This window comes from Enterococcus sp. DIV1224 (assembly GCF_050555455.1).
GTDB classification, from domain to species: domain Bacteria; phylum Bacillota; class Bacilli; order Lactobacillales; family Enterococcaceae; genus Enterococcus_B; species Enterococcus_B lactis.
The window spans coordinates 1,381,816-1,397,971 of the sequence record NZ_CP187859.1; the positions used below are offsets into that span (position 1 = coordinate 1,381,816).

The window sequence follows — 16,156 nt, forward strand, 5'->3', positions numbered from 1 at the left end:
GTTTACTGCTCCTTTCCTGCATCCATCATTTCCATAAATTCATCAAATAAATGTAGTGCATCGTGCGGACCAGGAGCAGCATCTGGATGAAACTGCACACTGAAAGCGGGATAATCTCTGTGTTTGACTCCTTCTACTGTTCCGTCATTTACTTCTACATGGGTTACGATGAGTTTTTCTGGATCAATCGTGGCTTCATCGACTGCATAGCCATGATTTTGAGAAGTAAAATCAATTCTTCCGGTCGCTACTTCTCGTACCGGGTGATTTAATCCTCGATGTCCGAATTTCATTTTATAGGTATCTGCACCGTTGGCTAAAGCAAATAACTGGTGACCAAGACAAATACCAAAAATCGGTACTTTTCCTTGGATTTTTTTGATCATTTCGATTGCTTCTGGCACATCTTTTGGATCACCAGGTCCATTCGTCAGCATGACTCCGTCTGGTGATAACGCTAAAATCGTCTCGGCATCTGTGTTATAGGGAAGTACTGTGAGGTTACAGTTTCTTTTACTCAATTCTCGTAAAATACTATGTTTCAAGCCGAAGTCAATGACGATAACTTTCCGTCCTGTTCCTGGACTTGGATAAGGTTTGTTAGTGGAAACTTGCTGCACTTGATTGGTTGCTAGAACGGTTGCTTTCAGCTGATCAAATGCATGTTCGAAGGAATCTCCAGCATCAACGATACTTGCTTTCATCGTTCCGGCTTCACGGATTTTACGAGTAAGGGCGCGCGTATCGATACCTGATATTCCAGGAATCCCTTTTTGTTTCAAAAATGAATCTAGCGTCATTTGGTTTCGCCAGTTTGAAGCTACACGCGCGTGCTCTTTTACTACTACTCCTTTGCATGTTGGAGAAATCGATTCATAATCATCTCTATTTACCCCATAATTGCCCACCATAGGATAGGTAAATGTAATGATTTGACCGTTGAAACTTTGATCGGTGATGGTTTCTTGATAACCAGTCATACTTGTTGTAAAAACGATTTCTCCGAAGACATTTGCATCCGCGCCAAAAGCTTTTCCTTCGAAAACTGTTCCATCTTCTAATATAAGCAAACGTTCCATATTTTTATTCTCCCTTCTGCCACACAAGTTTTCCGTTGACAAAAGTCATTTGTGTTTCACCTTTTACTTTCCAGCCGATAAAAGGTGTATTTTCCCCTTTTGATAAAAAGTCTTCTTTATCGATCGTGCAAGTTTTTGTAATATCAAAAATTGCTACATCAGCGGGTGCGCCGACTGTCAGCGTTCCTGCATTCAAACCAAAAATCTCAGCCGGTTTAACTGCCAGCCAATTGATTACTTGTTCCAATGTGAATTGTCCAGTTTCTACAAAATGAGTGTAGATCAGTTGGAATGCTGTTTCGCTTCCTACTATGCCAAATGGCGATTTCATGAAGCTTTGGCTTTTTTCTTCTAATCCATGTGGGGCATGATCTGTAGCGATACAATCGATCGTGCCGTCAAGCAAACCTTCGATCAAGGCTTCCCTGTCCTTCCGTCCTCTTAGCGGTGGATTCATTTTCCAAAAGCCGAAATCTTCGGGAATATCTTCATCGATCAAAATAAGATGATGGGGCGAAACTTCCGCTGTTACGTGGATTCCTGCTTTTTTTGCGTCTCTGATTACTCGGACACTCTCTTTAGTAGATACGTGGCACACATGGTAATGAACACCAGTTGCTTCAGCTAGCAACAGATCTCTGGCGATTTGAGAAGACTCGGTTACACTTAAGATCCCGGGAAGACCCAGTTCTTCTGCCTTCTTGCCAGCATGCATAACACCGCCAAATAATAAAGATTCGTCTTCTGTATGGGCTACTAGTGCTTTATTGTTTTTCGCAGCTTCTTTCATAGCCAGATACATCGTTCCAGCCGTTTGGACACCTACACCGTCATTTGTGAAAGCAAAAGCACCTTCTTCAATCAGTGCTTCTTGATCAACTAATTTCTCACTTCGCAGATTTTCTGTGATTGGCGCATACTGTAATACCTTCACAACTGCATCTTTTCTAATGATGTCATATACTTGTTTCAGCTTTTCTGCCGTATCAGGTACAGGATTTAAATTCGGCATCGCGCATACAGTAGTAAAACCACCACGTGCAGCTGAGCGAGTTCCAGCTTCGATCGTCTCCTTGTATGTAAATCCTGGCTCTCTCAAATGGACATGGACGTCCACTAAACCAGGTGTGATCAATTGTCCCTTTGCATCAAACACTTCATCAAATTCGGCTTCTGAGAATCCTGTACCGATTGCTTTGATTCGCCCATCTTCTATCCAAATTTCTGCTGGTGTCGTCATATTTTTTCGTGTATTGATCTGACCGTTTTTAATGAGTGTTTTCATTTTTCCATCCTCCTATAATTACGCTTTTCCATTTAGCACTGCTTCTAAGATTGCCATTCTGACAAAGACACCATTGCTCATTTGTTGAACGATTCGTGACTGTAATCCTTCCACTAATGAATCAGCTAATTCCACATCGCGGTTAACTGGTGCTGGGTGCATAATGATTGCATGTTTTTGCAGCTTCTTCGCACGTTCAACTGTTAAACCATATTCCTGATGGTAGCCTTCTTTTGAGAAGCTTTCTTTTCCATCATGGCGTTCGTGTTGCACTCGAAGCATCATCATGACATCAACTTGATCTAGTAGTTCGTCCAATGGCATATAATGTCCGTATACTTCGAATTCATCGTCGTACCATTCTCTAGGACCTGAGAAGAATACTTGTGCACCTAAGCGTTTCAACATCTGCATATTGGATTTCGCTACCCGAGAGTGGGTGATGTCCCCTACAATGGCAACTTTCAGTCCTTCAAAGTGTCCAAATTCTTCATAAATGGTCATCAAATCAAGCAAGCATTGGGTTGGATGCTGTCCGCTTCCGTCTCCCCCATTAATAATCGAGCACTGGATGGTTTTGCTTTGTATCAGTTCGTCATAATAGTTTTCATCACCATGACGGATGACCGCTACATCTACACCTAATGCAGACATCGTCAGTACTGTATCGTATAACGTTTCTCCTTTTTGGACAGAGCTTGTACTTGCTTCAAATTCAATCACTTCAAGCCCTAGTTTTTTCTCCGCTACATCAAAACTTTTATGTGTGCGGGTACTATTTTCGAAAAAGAGGTTTGTAGCAAAGTACTGGCGCTTTTGCGGAGTCCAATTAGCCCCTTGCTTGAATTCTTGCCCTCTGCGAATCAAGCCCATAACTTCTTGGTCAGTAAGTGCCTCAACGGTCAATAAATGCTTTAAACTGATACGTTCTGATTTGATGATCATAATGTTTCCTCCTTAGTTTTCTTCGCTTCGTGAAGTTTCTGGTAAGATAAGATTTAAAACGATGCCAAGTACAGTTGCTAACGCCATTGCCGACAATGTAAATGTGCCTACTTCAAAGACAAGTCCGCCAATTCCTACTACTAGTATAACTGAAGCAATCAACAGATTTTTCTTTTTGTCAAAATCGATTTTGTTCTCGATCAAAATCTTCATTCCGCTTGCTGCAATGACACCAAACAAGATAAAACTGATTCCTGAGATGACTGGTCCAGGGATACTTAAAATCAAAGCGCTTAATTTTCCTACGAATCCCAAAACGACTGCAAAAACTGCAGCTCCCCCAATCACAAACACGCTATGGACGCGTGTGATAGCCAGAACACCAATGTTTTCGCCGTAACTTGTTACAGGAGGTCCACCAACGAAGGCTGCTACGATTTGTGCTAAGCCATCACCTGTCAACGTCTTATGAAGACCCGGTTCTTCAAAGAAATTACGTTTAGTTAGTTTATTCAATACCATAAGATGGCCGATATGCTCTGTCATCGTCACAAAAGCGATGGGCGCCATTGTTGTGATTGCTCCAAGATATAGCTTTGGTTCATATTGTAAAAATGGAATCTCAAAGTTAGGAACAGCAAACCAGGCAGCGTCTACGATTGGCTTAGTATCCACGATTCCAAACAGCAAGGCTACGATGTACCCGCTAATAATACCTAGTAAAATCGGAATCAATCCGAGAAAACCTCTTAGCCACATGTTGAAGAAGATGGTCAATCCTAATGTGATCAGTGCTACGGCAATATACTTGAAATCATATGTGCCTTGATTATACATAGCATTTGTTGCTGCATTTGCCGCAAGTCCCAACCCGATAACCATGATGACTGGGCCGACGACGATCGGAGGCAAGATTTTATCTAGCCATGCTGAACCGATCTTTTTGATGATCAGCGCAACAATCAAGTAGACTAATCCAGTTGTGACTGCTCCTTGTGCAATCGCTGGATAACCATCTGTTTTCATCAAAAGCTGCATCGCTGCAATGAAAGCGAAGCTGCTTCCTAAGTACGCAGGTATCTTTCCTTTAGTAGTAAATAAGTACACCAATGTACCTAGTCCTGAACTGACTAGTGCGATACCTGGATCGATCCCTACTAAGATAGGTACTAACACGGTTGCTCCGAACATCGTGAACAAGTGTTGTAAACTTAATCCAACCCAATGTCCTGGGGTTGGGCGATCGTGGATATCTAACACCACGTCATCATTATGAAATCCTTTTTTCTCCGACATGTTTCTCTCTCCTCTAATCTTCCTCTTTCAAAATCATGATGCGATCTTGTCCATCAAGCTCTTGCATCTCTACTAAAATCTCTTCCGCCCGAGATGTTGGAATGTTCTTCCCAACATAATCTGCACGGATTGGCAATTCTCGATGCCCACGATCTACTAGGACTGCTAATGAAATTTTTCTTGGTCTGCCAAAATCCATTACTGCGTCCATTGCTGCTCGAATCGTTCGTCCTGTATACAAAACATCATCAATCAAAATAACTTCTTTTCCTTCTAAGGAAATTGGGATGTCAGAAGAATGAAGTTCCGGTTCTTCTGGATTTTCTTTTTTGTCATCTCGGTATAAAGTGATATCTAGTTCTCCTACAGGAATATCGATATCTTCTAGCTGCTTCAGGCGTTCAGCGATTCTTGATGCAATGTAGATCCCTCGTGTTTTGATACCTACCAATACGATATCTTGGATACTATGGTTTCTCTCGATAATCTCATAAGTAATTCGAGTCAATGCTCGCTTCATCGTTACCTGATCTACTACTTCTTTTGCTTGCATTTTCATTCCCCCTACTTTTTTGCATAAAAAAACTCCTGCCCTAAGAGGACAGGAGGAATGTTTAGACTGAGCGTATACTGATACACTGATAGCTATACTATGTCAATGAGCAATTTACTTTATGGCGCACCATACGTATCCTTGCTCCCACCCTTCTTAGCCTCACGGGACTAAACTTAAAGGAATTCTATTAAGTTTTATGCTTTCGTTGTTAATTACTATACCGTTATCTAAATTAAAATGCAATGTTTTTTCTTAATTTTTCTAAAGTTTTTTCAAAAACTTCTGGAAGAGGTGCTTCAAAGATCATCTTTTCGTTTGTAGTCGGGTGCGTAAAACCTAACATTTGCGCATGGAGAAACTGACCATTGCCTTTCAAAGTTTTCTTCGGTCCGTATACTGGATCTCCAGCTAACGGATAACCGATATACTTCATATGCACGCGGATCTGATGTGTTCTTCCAGTTTCCAGTTTTAATTCAACTAGAGTAAATCCTTCAAAACGTTCCAATACAGTAAAATGCGTGACAGCTGGCTTTCCATCTTCTCTTATCGCCTGCATTTTTCGGTTTTCTTTCGAACGGCCGATTGGCGCATTGATCGTGCCTTTTTCGTGAGGAATCTCTCCATGGACTAAAGCAACATATTTACGTAAAGAAGTCTTATCTTTTAATTGCTTAGCTAATGATTCGTGTGCCTGGTCATTTTTGGCAACCATCAGCAAACCTGAAGTATCTTTGTCGATTCGGTGGACGATACCCGGTCGGATAACTCCGTTGATCGTAGAAAGATCCTTGACATGATACATCAGCGCATTGACCATTGTACCATGCGTATGACCTGCTGAAGGATGAACGACCATTCCTTGGGGTTTATTGATTACCGCGACATCTTCATCTTCGTAAACAATGGTCAACGGGATGTTCTCTGGGACAACATCTAATGTTTCTGGTTCAGGGATCAAGACAGTGATCTCGTCTCCTTGTTTTACTTTGTAATTTGCTTTGACTGGTTCTCCATTGACAGAAACCGCACGTTCTTTCAGCCACAATTGAATTTGCGAACGGCTGTAATTACTGAATAGATTAGTCAATACTTTATCGATCCTACCAGATTCATGATAAATCGTTGTTTTAAGTTCTGTCATTTTTTTCTTTGATCCTTTTCATCTAAAATAATATAAATTAATATACAGATCACTCCGCATACAAGTGTCACATCTGCTACATTGAAAATTGGAAAGTTCATAAAGTCTGTTTGAAACATATCTACTACATAGCCAAGTCGGAGACGATCAATAAAGTTACCTATCGCACCAGCTAGAATCAGGCTCAATCCAATCATGAACCAGCGATTACCTTTTTCACGATTTTTAATCATCAATGTGAGAATCACAACGACTGCAATGAGTGTCACTATAGTAAAGAACCACATCTTCCCTTCTAGCATACTCCATGCGGCTCCAGTGTTTCGAATATGATTCAGTGACAATATACCCGGTATAAGACTTTTCGTCTCTCCAAGCGCTAAATTATCAGTGATCCACCATTTGACCAGCTGATCCACTCCCACTAGCAGAGCGCTGAATATCCAATAAATAATTAACAAAAAATCAATCCTTTTCTATTTGTTTATAAATATCGCGAGGTCGTATGATCCCAAGCAGATTACCATCGGGATTACCATCTTTAGTGATAAGTACGGCTTCCAAAGTTCCTTGCTCACGAAACATCGCTTCAACCTCGTAAATATGTGTTTTAGCTGGAACAAAATGATAATTTGTGTACTTCCCATTTTGGATAATCAAATCCAATGCTCGTTTATTTGTTAAATCAACAGGACCTTTTTGGCTTTCTTTTGCTAGCCAAAATCCGATATTCCGTAAAGTAATCAATGCTACAAATTTTCCTTTATTATATAACGGAAACTGTGAATACCTTTTTTCTGCTACTATCTTTAACAGTTCAAGTAGCGGAAGATCTTGCTCAAAACCGGTTACACGTTTTGCAAATCGAGGTAGTACGGTTTCTGGGCGTATCAGTTCTTGTTCGATCAGCTGGATTCGCTTGACTGTCCAATCATTTGGTTCTGCAATGACAAAATCGACGGCGATTCGGTCATGGACGATTGCATTCCTTAACTGAGCAAGCTGTAAAAGATCATCTTCATATTTTCTGATCATCAATTGTTTTCTTTGAGCTAGGCGTCTGACAAGTTCGGTAAATCCCATGTTTCGTGCATTTCCCATCTCGTCTCTCATCCATTTTTCGATTCGATTGAAACTGATTAAAAAAAGATCAGAGTTTGCCATAATTTTCCTCCTTGATCAAATATGCCCGGTTTTTTATATAGAAAAAGAACGCAAACATCACGACAACTGCAAAAAAACTGAAAAATAGATTTTGTAGGAAAACGGCCCCCAACCCAGTTGCCAGAAATAAGAACGGGTAGATTTGAAGAATCAAACTATTCATTGTGATCACATAAACAGGCTTTGCTTCTTTCACTGTATAAACGGGGCTTTTTAGCCAATAAAAGGTGACCTGCATCGTAAAGGGAACTTCCAGATCAAGCGTTATCTTTTGTTCATGATTGAGAAAACTGCGTTTTTCATTATTGATTCTTAATTGAATCGAGCTGCCCATACCGTAAAAACCGGTTTTTCTTATAAATGTCGTTTTCATCGTACCCTCCTATTATGCTTTAGTATAGCTCAAAATACAATAAAGAAAAAGAATGATCCTAGTGCAAACACAATTAATCTCTTGACACCTTCAAAAAAAGAAGCTGTAGTCAAAATACAGCTCCTTTTATGTTTAATGAAAGTCATTTAGTATACGGTAGATTATAATCAAGCTTAAAACAAACCAAATACTTCTCCGTCGTTTGTCACGTCCATATTTAATGCAGCAGGTTTTTTAGGCAAACCAGGCATCGTCATAACATCCCCAGTTAAGGCTACTAAAAATCCTGCCCCTACTTTTGGGATGATTTCTCGGATGGTGATGGTGAAATCTTCAGGTGCGCCTAGCAATGAAGGATCATCAGAGAATGAATATTGGGTTTTCGCCATACAAATCGGCAAATTATCCCATCCATTTTTCGTAAATTCTTCTATTTGTTTTTGCGCCTTTTTACTAAAAACAACACCATTTCCTCCGTAGATTTTCTTGACGATTGTTTCAGTCTTTTCTTGTATCGTTTCTTCTAGGAGATACAATGGCTTGTAATCAGCTTCTTTTCTATCAATCAATCGTACCACAGCTTCTGCTAAATCAACGCCACCTTCTGCTCCATTTGCCCATACACTTGCTCTTTTAGCAAGGATTCCCTGATCTTCGCACAAGTGCTCCAGCAGTGTAAGTTCACTATCTGTATCTGTTACGAATTCATTGATTGCAACGATCACAGGGAGTTGGTATTGTTCCATGTTACGTATATGACGTTTTAAATTTGCAAAACCTATTTTCAAAGCGTCAAGATTCTCATTTTTAAGTTCATCTTTTTTCATTCCGCCATGCATTTTCAATGCGCGGATTGTTGCGACGATCACCACTGCATCCGGCGCTTTTTTCAAGTTAGGTACTTTGATATCTAAAAATTTCTCTCCGCCAAGATCTGCACCAAATCCTGCCTCTGTGACAACGTAATCTGCTAATCTCAATGCTGTCTTGGTAGCTAAAATACTATTGCAGCCATGGGCGATATTGGCAAACGGTCCCCCGTGGACAAAAGCTGGTGTTCCGTAAATTGTTTGTACAAGATTCGGTTTGATGGCATCTTTCAACAGTAATGCCAGAGCGCCTTCTGCTTTCAAGTCTCCAGCAGTCACAGGCTGACGGTCAAATGTATAGCCGACAACGATTCTTGCAAGACGAGCCTTTAAATCTTCGAGGTCTGCCGCAAGACACAAGATAGCCATGATTTCGCTAGCAACTGTGATATCAAATCCATCTTCTCTTGGGACACCTTGGATTGGCCCACCCAAGCCAACGATTACTTTACGCAGTTCACGATCATTGAGATCAACTACCCGTTTCCAAATCACTCGGCGAGCATCGATGTTCAATTCATTTCCTTGATGAATATGATTATCTAAAAGAGCAGATAATGCATTATTAGCTGTTGTGATAGCATGCATGTCACCAGTAAAATGCAAGTTGATATCTTCCATAGGCAATACCTGTGCATATCCTCCGCCTGCAGCACCACCTTTGATTCCCATCACAGGACCAAGTGAGGGTTCTCGCAATGCAATAACAGATTTTTTATTGATTTTATTGAGCGCGTCTCCTAACCCTACAGTGATTGTTGACTTTCCTTCGCCAGCTGGTGTTGGATTGATGGAAGTAACTAAGATCAAATGCCCTTCAGCGTTATCCTTTGAGCGATTGATTCCAGAAAAATTGATTTTCGCCTTATATTTCCCATACAGTTCCAAATCGTCTTCCTTAAGATCTAATTTACTAGCTACTTCAATAATCGGTTCTAGATCTGTTTCTTGTGAAATTTGCAGATCACTCTTCATTTGATTACCCCTTTTCACGAACTTTATTTAAAAAAATACCTTCTTTGTTAAGATATGCCAATTATACCTTGTTTTATTCAGAAAAAAAACATTAAATTACGGGTTTTTAATTTATTTGACGTACTTATAAATACTCTTTATAATGAAGGCTATGATCAGACTTTAGAAAGGTCGTGAGTGCTTTGACCACAGGAATTGTAAAATGGTTTAACAACAAAAAAGGATACGGCTTTATCAGTTATGATGACACAGAAGAAATTTTTGTACATTTTACTGCGATTGAAGAAGAGGGATTCAAAACTTTGGAAGAAAATCAAGTGGTCGAATTTGAGATCATCGAGGGGAATCGAGGAACACAAGCTGCCCATGTCAAGAAAGGCAGTGTTCACACTTCCGAATCCAGTATACATTGATTTAGATAATCAAATAGAGTGAGACGTTTAACGGGTTGATCCGTACGTCTCACTCTTTTCTTTTCCTACAAAGATTCATTTCTTCAGGGCCTATTTTTTAAAATTAACTTTTTCTATTTTTCGTATATGGGGTATTATTTCTTTGCTGTTGAGAAGATGGTCCTACTTTAGGCCCACTTTTTTCAAGATGATCAAAAAGAACCACTTGATCTTTTTTTCGCATCATAAAAACAGATGGGGCTTTCTCATTTTGCAATGTCATTTGTACTCCTGTATTAGTCGGTGTCAAAGATCGAATCTGTCCGACAGTTATTTCCCGGTCTTTCCAAAAAGCAGCATAGCGTATGATGACCGAGTTGGATTTTAAAATAAAAGAACGCCGCCATCCTAGAAATAGAAAAACAAGAAAAACACCTAAAACAATATTGCTTTTCCAATACGGACCTGTGTTTTCTAAAGAAAGAATCAGACTAAAAAACAGAATGATCAAGGTCAATGACCAATAGATGATCGTATGTGCCAATTCAGGCTGCCATCGAATATTTTTTTTCATTCTCTAACCTCTCACCGATTCAGTAATGATATAATCTTACCATAACATTAATTTGAACAAAAAGGAGAATCTCTTTTTATGTTAAAAGTATACATTGATGCCTCTACAAAAGGCAACCCTGGACCTAGCGGAGGAGGGATCTTGATTGTCTATCAAGGTAAACAAGAACAGCTATCTATTCCCCTTTCTGTAGGGACAAACCATCAAGCAGAGTTCGAAGTCTTTTTAAAAACTTTAGAATTTCTAAAGAATAAGGGTTTACAGAATGAAACGATTTTCTGTTTTTCAGACAGCAAAACACTGGTTTCTACAGTCGATAAAAACACAACGAAAAACGAGCTTTTCCTTCCCTATCTCCAAAAAATCAAAGAACTTCTGCCCGACTTTTCCTTGTTAATCCTACAATGGTTGCCCGAAAACAAAAACAAAGGGGCAGATAACCTCGCACGACAAGCCCTACAAAAACAATTAAAAGAAAAATAGACTCTTCGAAGAAAAAACTTTAAAGAGTCTTTTTAGTATCTTGTCTTTAATACAAAAGATAATTGTGATCAAAAGTGATTTCCAAATGATAATCTCCGATTTTTTCTTCTATTTGAATACGTAAAATTCTTTCGAGTTCTGTATCATCAAATTGGAATTTTTCAGGAACAACTACGTCAAACTGCAATGTTTTCCCTTGATGGATGACTCTAAAATCATGTATATCGAGCCCTCTACCTGTTTCAAAAATAATTTGCTTTAATTGATGCAAGATATTATAGTATTTTTCGTTATCAACAGGCATTGGGTCCAAGTGACAGACAAGTTCTACGTCTAAAGACTTTTTGAAGTCTTTTTCTATCAGGTCAATAATCTTATGTGCTTCATTCAAATTCATTGATTCATCTACTTCGATGTGGACTGATGCAAAGCGTTTATTGGGTCCATAGTTATGCACCAGCAAATCATGATAGCCAAGTATATCGTCGCAGGCATTCAAGTGTTCTTCCATTTCTTCAATCTCTGCTGACGTTGGGCGACTACCTAATAGCTCATATACAAAATTCCGAAGCATCGTTAAACCACTATAAAGGATATATAATGCTAAAGCAAAACCGATATATCCATCGATACGCCATCCAGTTACCCATTCGATTGCTGCTGAAAGCAATACAGCCAGTGTAGTAAAGACATCATTATAACTATCTGTTGCTGTAGCTCTCAATGTTTCAGAATCAATGGATCGTGCAATAACCTGGTACATTTTTCCTTGTGCAAATTTCAAAAAGATGGAAATGATCAGGACAAAAAAGACGATGGGTGCTAAAGAGACATTTTCTGGATGGATGATTTTTTCAACGGATGACTCTAAAAATTGAAATCCTACATAAGTAATGATGATCGAAACAAATAACCCACTGATATATTCGAAACGTTCATGTCCATAAGGATGTTCCTGATCCGCTGGCTTTGCAGCAATTTTAAATCCAATCAAAGTCAATATAGATGAAGCAGTGTCTGATAGACTATTCACTGCATCAGCCATAATGGAGACACTCCCTGAAAAAAGCCCGATCATTAGCTTAGAGACAAACAAGATTAGATTCGTAACCAATCCTAATATGCCAGCTAGTACTCCTTTTTTTGTCCGCTGTTGCGGTATTTGTTTCTTTTTTTCTTCTTGTTTCTTAACCAAGTTTTTTATCCCTTCTAGTTTGCTTGTTGCTCAGGTAAAAAGATGGAGAGGACAATTCTTTTCCTCTCCTCTCTTCCTTTTTCCATCTATCATGCGTCCTACTATTCATTCAAAGATGGCCGTTATTCTGGTTTTAATGGCGTTGCTGCAAATAACGCTTTTGCTAGTAATGGTGTTATGATTCCCGCTCCTATTGCTTCAGGTATCCCATTGATTGCTGCAACTCCTGCTAAGGTTTTAAATAAAAGAGCAGAATCTACACCATAGGCATCTGCCGTTGCACCTGTATAAAATAATCCCATGAATCCTAACACTAAGACTGTATTGACCAATGAACCTAATACCCCTGCAAAGACCGAGCTGATCGTTATTGATTTATTTTTTTGATAAATCCAGTGGAAAACCAAACCAGCTACTAAGCCAACAAGCACTCTGGGAACTACCGAAATAATCGGGTTCGTGAATACCAATGTATCAAATGGCGTTGTCGGCATGGCGTAGGCACGGACAATTGTAGCAATTCCCCAAAACAGGCCAATTACCATCCCATCTTTTGGACCCAATACTACTGCGGCAATAATTACTGTAATATGAATAATCGTTAAACTAATGAACCCTAATGGAATAAAGCCAAGCCAAGGTACCATAGCTTGTACGATGATGATTGCTAATAAGATAGCACGTAAGACTAGTCGAAAGGTTTTATTTCTGCTATTCATTTTTTTCACCCCTTTTATTTATACTAATCGTAAAAATTTCTGTCACTTTCGTCAACTAAAGACCATCCGAAATCGACCATTTGATTAGATGCGCTCTTCTATTCCATCGAAAAAAGTATGAGGGCAAGACTATTTGTCTTCGCCCCCATGATCGTGTTTCGTTCAATGATTGAACAGTTGTTTTTTTCTATCAAACATAAACGGTCTATTGTTGCGCAAGCCATTCTTTCGCAGCTTTAAGTGCATCTGGAATACCAGCAGGATTTTTCCCACCAGCTTGTGCCATATCTGGACGTCCACCACCGCCACCGCCTACTTTCGGTGCGATTGCTTTAATCAAGTCGCCAGCTTTTAGTCCAGCTTCATTTGATTCTTTCGTCATTGCCGCTAGCAGACTGACTTTTCCTTCTTGTTCGTTTGCTAAAACAAGAATGTCTGAAATATTTTTTTGTTTCCATTGGTCAGCTAATTGACGCAGCTGATTCATGTCTTTCACTTTTACTTGTGCTGCAATGATTGTTTTTCCATTGATCCTTTCTGGATTCTTGAATACATCACCGGCTTGTTGATTCGCTAACTTGCTAGCTAATTGTTCATTTTCCTTTTGTAGCTCTCTTACTTGCTGTTGCAATTGTTCCGCTTTTGAAACAACTTCCTTCAATTGAGGTGATTTAACAATTGTTGCTACTTGTTTTAGTTGTTTTTCTTCTTCTTCAAGTAGTTCATACGCTTCTTTGCTTGTTACAGCCTCGATTCGTCGCACGCCTGCACCAATTCCTGATTCAGAAACGATTTTGAAGATTCCGATGTTTTCTGTGTTTGCTACATGTGTGCCTCCGCACAGTTCGATTGACCAACCGCCAATATTGACTACGCGAACGTCATGTCCGTATTTTTCACCAAACAAAGCCATTGCACCCATATTTTTGGCTGTATCGATATCTGTTTCAATTGTTTCAACTGGGATAGCTTCCCAGATTTTTTCGTTGACGATTCTTTCCATTTCAGCTAATTCATCTGAAGTGATTTGACCAAAATGGGTAAAGTCGAATCGTAAATGTCCAGGAGCGACTAAAGAACCAGCTTGATTTGCATGCTCGCCAAGTACTTCTTTCAATGCTTTGTGCAGTAGATGGGTTGCTGTATGGTTTTTGATGATACGGTTGCGCATCGATTGATCGATCAATAGATGATAAGTTTGTCCTTCGCTCATTGGTGCTTTTACTTCTACTGTGTGCATAAATTGACCATTAGGCGCTTTTTGAACATCTGTAACAACTGCAACGATTTCTCCTGCTTCATCCATGATCCAACCTTGGTCTGCTACTTGGCCACCCATTTCTGCATAAAAAGGTGTTTGGTCAAAGATCATTTGAGCTTCACCTTCTGCGATTTCATTCAGAAGAGATTCGCCTTTTACGATGACCAATAATTGACTATCTGATTCTTGCTCCGTGTATCCGATGAATTTACTTTCTACTTTGATATCTGTCAATAAAGCAGATTGTACACCCATTGATTTTTCTGTACTACGGGCAGAGCGAGCACGTTCACGTTGTGCGTCCATTTCTTTTTCAAAACCAGCATGATCAACTTTCAGTCCTTCATCTTCTGCCACTTCTTCCGTTAATTCTACTGGGAAGCCATATGTGTCGTATAATTTGAAGATGTCTTTTCCTGATAGAGTCGTACCGTTTTCGTTTTTCACTTCTTGGATCACTTGATTCAAGATTTCCAATCCTTCATTGATTGTTTCATTGAAACGTTCTTCTTCTGTACGGATAACTTTTTCAATAAATTCTTTTTGTTGAAGTACTTCAGGATAATAACTTACCATGATTTCCCCAACGACAGGGACTAAACGATATAAGAATGCTTGTTCAATACCTAATTTTTTCCCATGCATGACCGCGCGACGAAGCAAACGGCGTAAGACATACCCTCTTCCTTCATTCGATGGTAATGCACCATCGCCAATAGCAAATGAAAGGGCCCGAATATGATCTGCGATTACTTTGTAAGAGATATCTGTTACTGGGTTTTCACCATATTTTACTTGTTTGCTTAGCTTTTCTACGGCGTGGATAATAGGCATAAACAAATCTGTCTCAAAGTTCGTGGGCGCATCTTGAACGATTGAGACCATACGTTCCAATCCCATGCCCGTATCAATGTTTTTATGAGGAAGTGGTTCAAATGTATTATCAGGTTTATGGTTGAATTCTGAAAATACCAAGTTCCAGATTTCTAAATAACGTTCATTTTCTCCTCCTGGATAGTTTTCAGGATCATCTTCTGCTAAATCGTTATAAGCTTCTCCTCGGTCATAGAAAATTTCTGTATCTGGTCCACATGGGCCTGCACCGATATCCCAGAAGTTGTCTTCTACATCAATAATGTGATCTAACGGTAGACCGACTTCTTCATGCCAGATGCGTTTTGCTTCTGTATCTTTTGGATAAACTGTTACATAAAGTTTTTCTGGATCGAATGCCATCCATTTTGGATCAGTCAAAAATTCCCATGCCCAGTGGATGGCTTCATTTTTGAAATAGTCACCAATAGAAAAATTGCCCAGCATCTCAAACATCGTATGGTGACGTGCTGTTTTACCGACATTTTCGATATCATTTGTTCGAATAGACTTTTGGGCATTTGTGATTCTTGGATTTTCTGGTACAACTGAACCATCAAAATATTTTTTCAATGTTGCAACACCAGAGTTGATCCATAATAAGGTTGGATCGTTCACGGGGATCAAAGACGCACTAGGTTCAATTGTATGTCCTTTAGATTGGAAGAAATCAAGAAACATTTGTCGAACTTGTGCACTACTTAATTGTTTCATGTCATTACCTGCTTTCTATAAATTAAATACAAAAAAACACCATTACAGCCAAGGACGAAAACTCGCGGTACCACCTTGATTGCAATGATGTGTAATCATTACCTCTTAAACTCGATAACGCTGAGCTGCGTCGGTATTTCTACCAAAATAGAAAAAGGGAGCAATTTGATTAGTGACTATTCTTTTTTCAGCCAAGAAAGAATTTTCTGTGAGTCTTAAAAAAACAAATCATGTCCTTTTCGTACTTTAATAAGTATAC

At 39.4% G+C, this 16,156-nt stretch carries 16 protein-coding genes; 2 read left to right on the forward strand and 14 right to left on the reverse strand.

The features are described 5' to 3' along the window. Positions 1–2: 2 nt before the first annotated feature. The 10 genes from IGK53_RS06735 to IGK53_RS06780 all read right to left on the reverse strand — a co-directional run bounded on the left by IGK53_RS06735 (position 3) and on the right by IGK53_RS06780 (position 9,686). A complete protein-coding gene (locus IGK53_RS06735) occupies positions 3–1,079 on the reverse strand; it encodes a carbamoyl phosphate synthase small subunit (protein WP_002329184.1) in 1,077 nt (358 codons plus the stop codon). 4 nt (positions 1,080–1,083) lie between these two features. Continuing rightward, on the reverse strand, positions 1,084–2,364 hold the full coding sequence (locus IGK53_RS06740; RefSeq protein WP_002329183.1) for a dihydroorotase: 1,281 nt from the start codon (positions 2,362–2,364) through the stop codon (positions 1,084–1,086). Positions 2,365–2,382: 18 nt separating this feature from the next. Beyond that, a complete protein-coding gene (locus tag IGK53_RS06745; protein ID WP_002309323.1) occupies positions 2,383–3,309 on the reverse strand; it encodes an aspartate carbamoyltransferase catalytic subunit in 927 nt (308 codons plus the stop codon). Positions 3,310–3,321: 12 nt separating this feature from the next. Then, positions 3,322–4,605: a solute carrier family 23 protein gene (locus IGK53_RS06750; protein ID WP_002309324.1), complete on the reverse strand. Its 1,284-nt coding sequence runs from the start codon at positions 4,603–4,605 to the stop codon at positions 3,322–3,324. A 13-nt stretch (positions 4,606–4,618) separates the two neighbouring features. Beyond that, positions 4,619–5,158: a bifunctional pyr operon transcriptional regulator/uracil phosphoribosyltransferase PyrR gene (gene pyrR / locus IGK53_RS06755; protein WP_430604670.1), complete on the reverse strand. Its 540-nt coding sequence runs from the start codon at positions 5,156–5,158 to the stop codon at positions 4,619–4,621. A gap of 235 nt (positions 5,159–5,393) precedes the next feature. Beyond that, positions 5,394–6,305, reverse strand: coding sequence for an RluA family pseudouridine synthase (locus tag IGK53_RS06760; protein WP_002309325.1), 912 nt, complete (start codon positions 6,303–6,305; stop codon positions 5,394–5,396). Next, on the reverse strand, positions 6,302–6,766 hold the full coding sequence (gene lspA, locus IGK53_RS06765) for a signal peptidase II (RefSeq protein WP_002309326.1): 465 nt from the start codon (positions 6,764–6,766) through the stop codon (positions 6,302–6,304). The genes IGK53_RS06760 and lspA overlap by 4 nt, the downstream gene beginning before the upstream one ends. 4 nt (positions 6,767–6,770) lie before the next feature. Further along, positions 6,771–7,469: a CBS domain-containing protein gene (locus IGK53_RS06770; RefSeq protein ID WP_002309327.1), complete on the reverse strand. Its 699-nt coding sequence runs from the start codon at positions 7,467–7,469 to the stop codon at positions 6,771–6,773. Next, positions 7,456–7,842, reverse strand: coding sequence for a hypothetical protein (locus IGK53_RS06775; RefSeq protein ID WP_002309328.1), 387 nt, complete (start codon positions 7,840–7,842; stop codon positions 7,456–7,458). Before IGK53_RS06775 ends, IGK53_RS06770 begins: the two co-directional genes overlap by 14 nt. 173 nt (positions 7,843–8,015) lie before the next feature. Next, positions 8,016–9,686: a formate--tetrahydrofolate ligase gene (locus tag IGK53_RS06780; protein ID WP_002329182.1), complete on the reverse strand. Its 1,671-nt coding sequence runs from the start codon at positions 9,684–9,686 to the stop codon at positions 8,016–8,018. A gap of 182 nt (positions 9,687–9,868) precedes the next feature. Here IGK53_RS06780 and IGK53_RS06785 point away from each other — a divergent pair, with 182 nt between their 5' ends. Continuing rightward, the gene (locus IGK53_RS06785; protein WP_430604671.1) at positions 9,869–10,099 is read left to right on the forward strand and encodes a cold-shock protein; all 231 of its coding nucleotides are present in this window, start codon (positions 9,869–9,871) and stop codon (positions 10,097–10,099) included. A 103-nt stretch (positions 10,100–10,202) separates the two neighbouring features. Here the strand turns inward: IGK53_RS06785 and IGK53_RS06790 are convergent, their stop codons facing one another. Beyond that, complete coding sequence (locus IGK53_RS06790; protein ID WP_002309331.1) at positions 10,203–10,652, reverse strand: EbsA family protein; 450 nt, start codon at positions 10,650–10,652, stop codon at positions 10,203–10,205. A 78-nt stretch (positions 10,653–10,730) separates the two neighbouring features. Between IGK53_RS06790 and IGK53_RS06795 the strand changes: the two genes are divergently transcribed. Further along, positions 10,731–11,135: a ribonuclease HI family protein gene (locus IGK53_RS06795; RefSeq protein ID WP_002309332.1), complete on the forward strand. Its 405-nt coding sequence runs from the start codon at positions 10,731–10,733 to the stop codon at positions 11,133–11,135. A gap of 46 nt (positions 11,136–11,181) precedes the next feature. Here IGK53_RS06795 and IGK53_RS06800 read toward each other — a convergent pair whose 3' ends face one another. From IGK53_RS06800 to alaS, 3 genes are all read right to left on the reverse strand, one after another. Next, positions 11,182–12,330, reverse strand: coding sequence for a cation diffusion facilitator family transporter (locus IGK53_RS06800; protein WP_002329181.1), 1,149 nt, complete (start codon positions 12,328–12,330; stop codon positions 11,182–11,184). A gap of 122 nt (positions 12,331–12,452) precedes the next feature. Continuing rightward, a complete protein-coding gene (locus IGK53_RS06805; protein WP_002309336.1) occupies positions 12,453–13,049 on the reverse strand; it encodes an ECF transporter S component in 597 nt (198 codons plus the stop codon). Positions 13,050–13,254: 205 nt separating this feature from the next. Then, positions 13,255–15,897: an alanine--tRNA ligase gene (gene alaS / locus IGK53_RS06810; protein ID WP_002313789.1), complete on the reverse strand. Its 2,643-nt coding sequence runs from the start codon at positions 15,895–15,897 to the stop codon at positions 13,255–13,257. Between the last annotated feature and the right edge of the window lie 259 nt (positions 15,898–16,156).

Bases quoted from the DNA above. Each gene is read 5' to 3' on its own strand.
- IGK53_RS06735 (WP_002329184.1), bottom strand. From the start codon at position 1,079: ATGGAACGTTTGCTTATATTAGAAGATGGAACAGTTTTCGAAGGAAAA.
- IGK53_RS06740 (WP_002329183.1), bottom strand. From the start codon at position 2,364: ATGAAAACACTCATTAAAAACGGTCAGATCAATACACGAAAAAATATG.
- IGK53_RS06745 (WP_002309323.1), bottom strand. From the start codon at position 3,309: ATGATCATCAAATCAGAACGTATCAGTTTAAAGCATTTATTGACCGTT.
- IGK53_RS06750 (WP_002309324.1), bottom strand. From the start codon at position 4,605: ATGTCGGAGAAAAAAGGATTTCATAATGATGACGTGGTGTTAGATATC.
- pyrR (WP_430604670.1), bottom strand. From the start codon at position 5,158: ATGCAAGCAAAAGAAGTAGTAGATCAGGTAACGATGAAGCGAGCATTG.
- IGK53_RS06760 (WP_002309325.1), bottom strand. From the start codon at position 6,305: ATGACAGAACTTAAAACAACGATTTATCATGAATCTGGTAGGATCGAT.
- IGK53_RS06770 (WP_002309327.1), bottom strand. From the start codon at position 7,469: ATGGCAAACTCTGATCTTTTTTTAATCAGTTTCAATCGAATCGAAAAA.
- IGK53_RS06775 (WP_002309328.1), bottom strand. From the start codon at position 7,842: ATGAAAACGACATTTATAAGAAAAACCGGTTTTTACGGTATGGGCAGC.
- IGK53_RS06780 (WP_002329182.1), bottom strand. From the start codon at position 9,686: ATGAAGAGTGATCTGCAAATTTCACAAGAAACAGATCTAGAACCGATT.
- IGK53_RS06790 (WP_002309331.1), bottom strand. From the start codon at position 10,652: ATGAAAAAAAATATTCGATGGCAGCCTGAATTGGCACATACGATCATC.
- IGK53_RS06795 (WP_002309332.1), top strand. From the start codon at position 10,731: ATGTTAAAAGTATACATTGATGCCTCTACAAAAGGCAACCCTGGACCT.
- IGK53_RS06805 (WP_002309336.1), bottom strand. From the start codon at position 13,049: ATGAATAGCAGAAATAAAACCTTTCGACTAGTCTTACGTGCTATCTTA.
- alaS (WP_002313789.1), bottom strand. From the start codon at position 15,897: ATGAAACAATTAAGTAGTGCACAAGTTCGACAAATGTTTCTTGATTTC.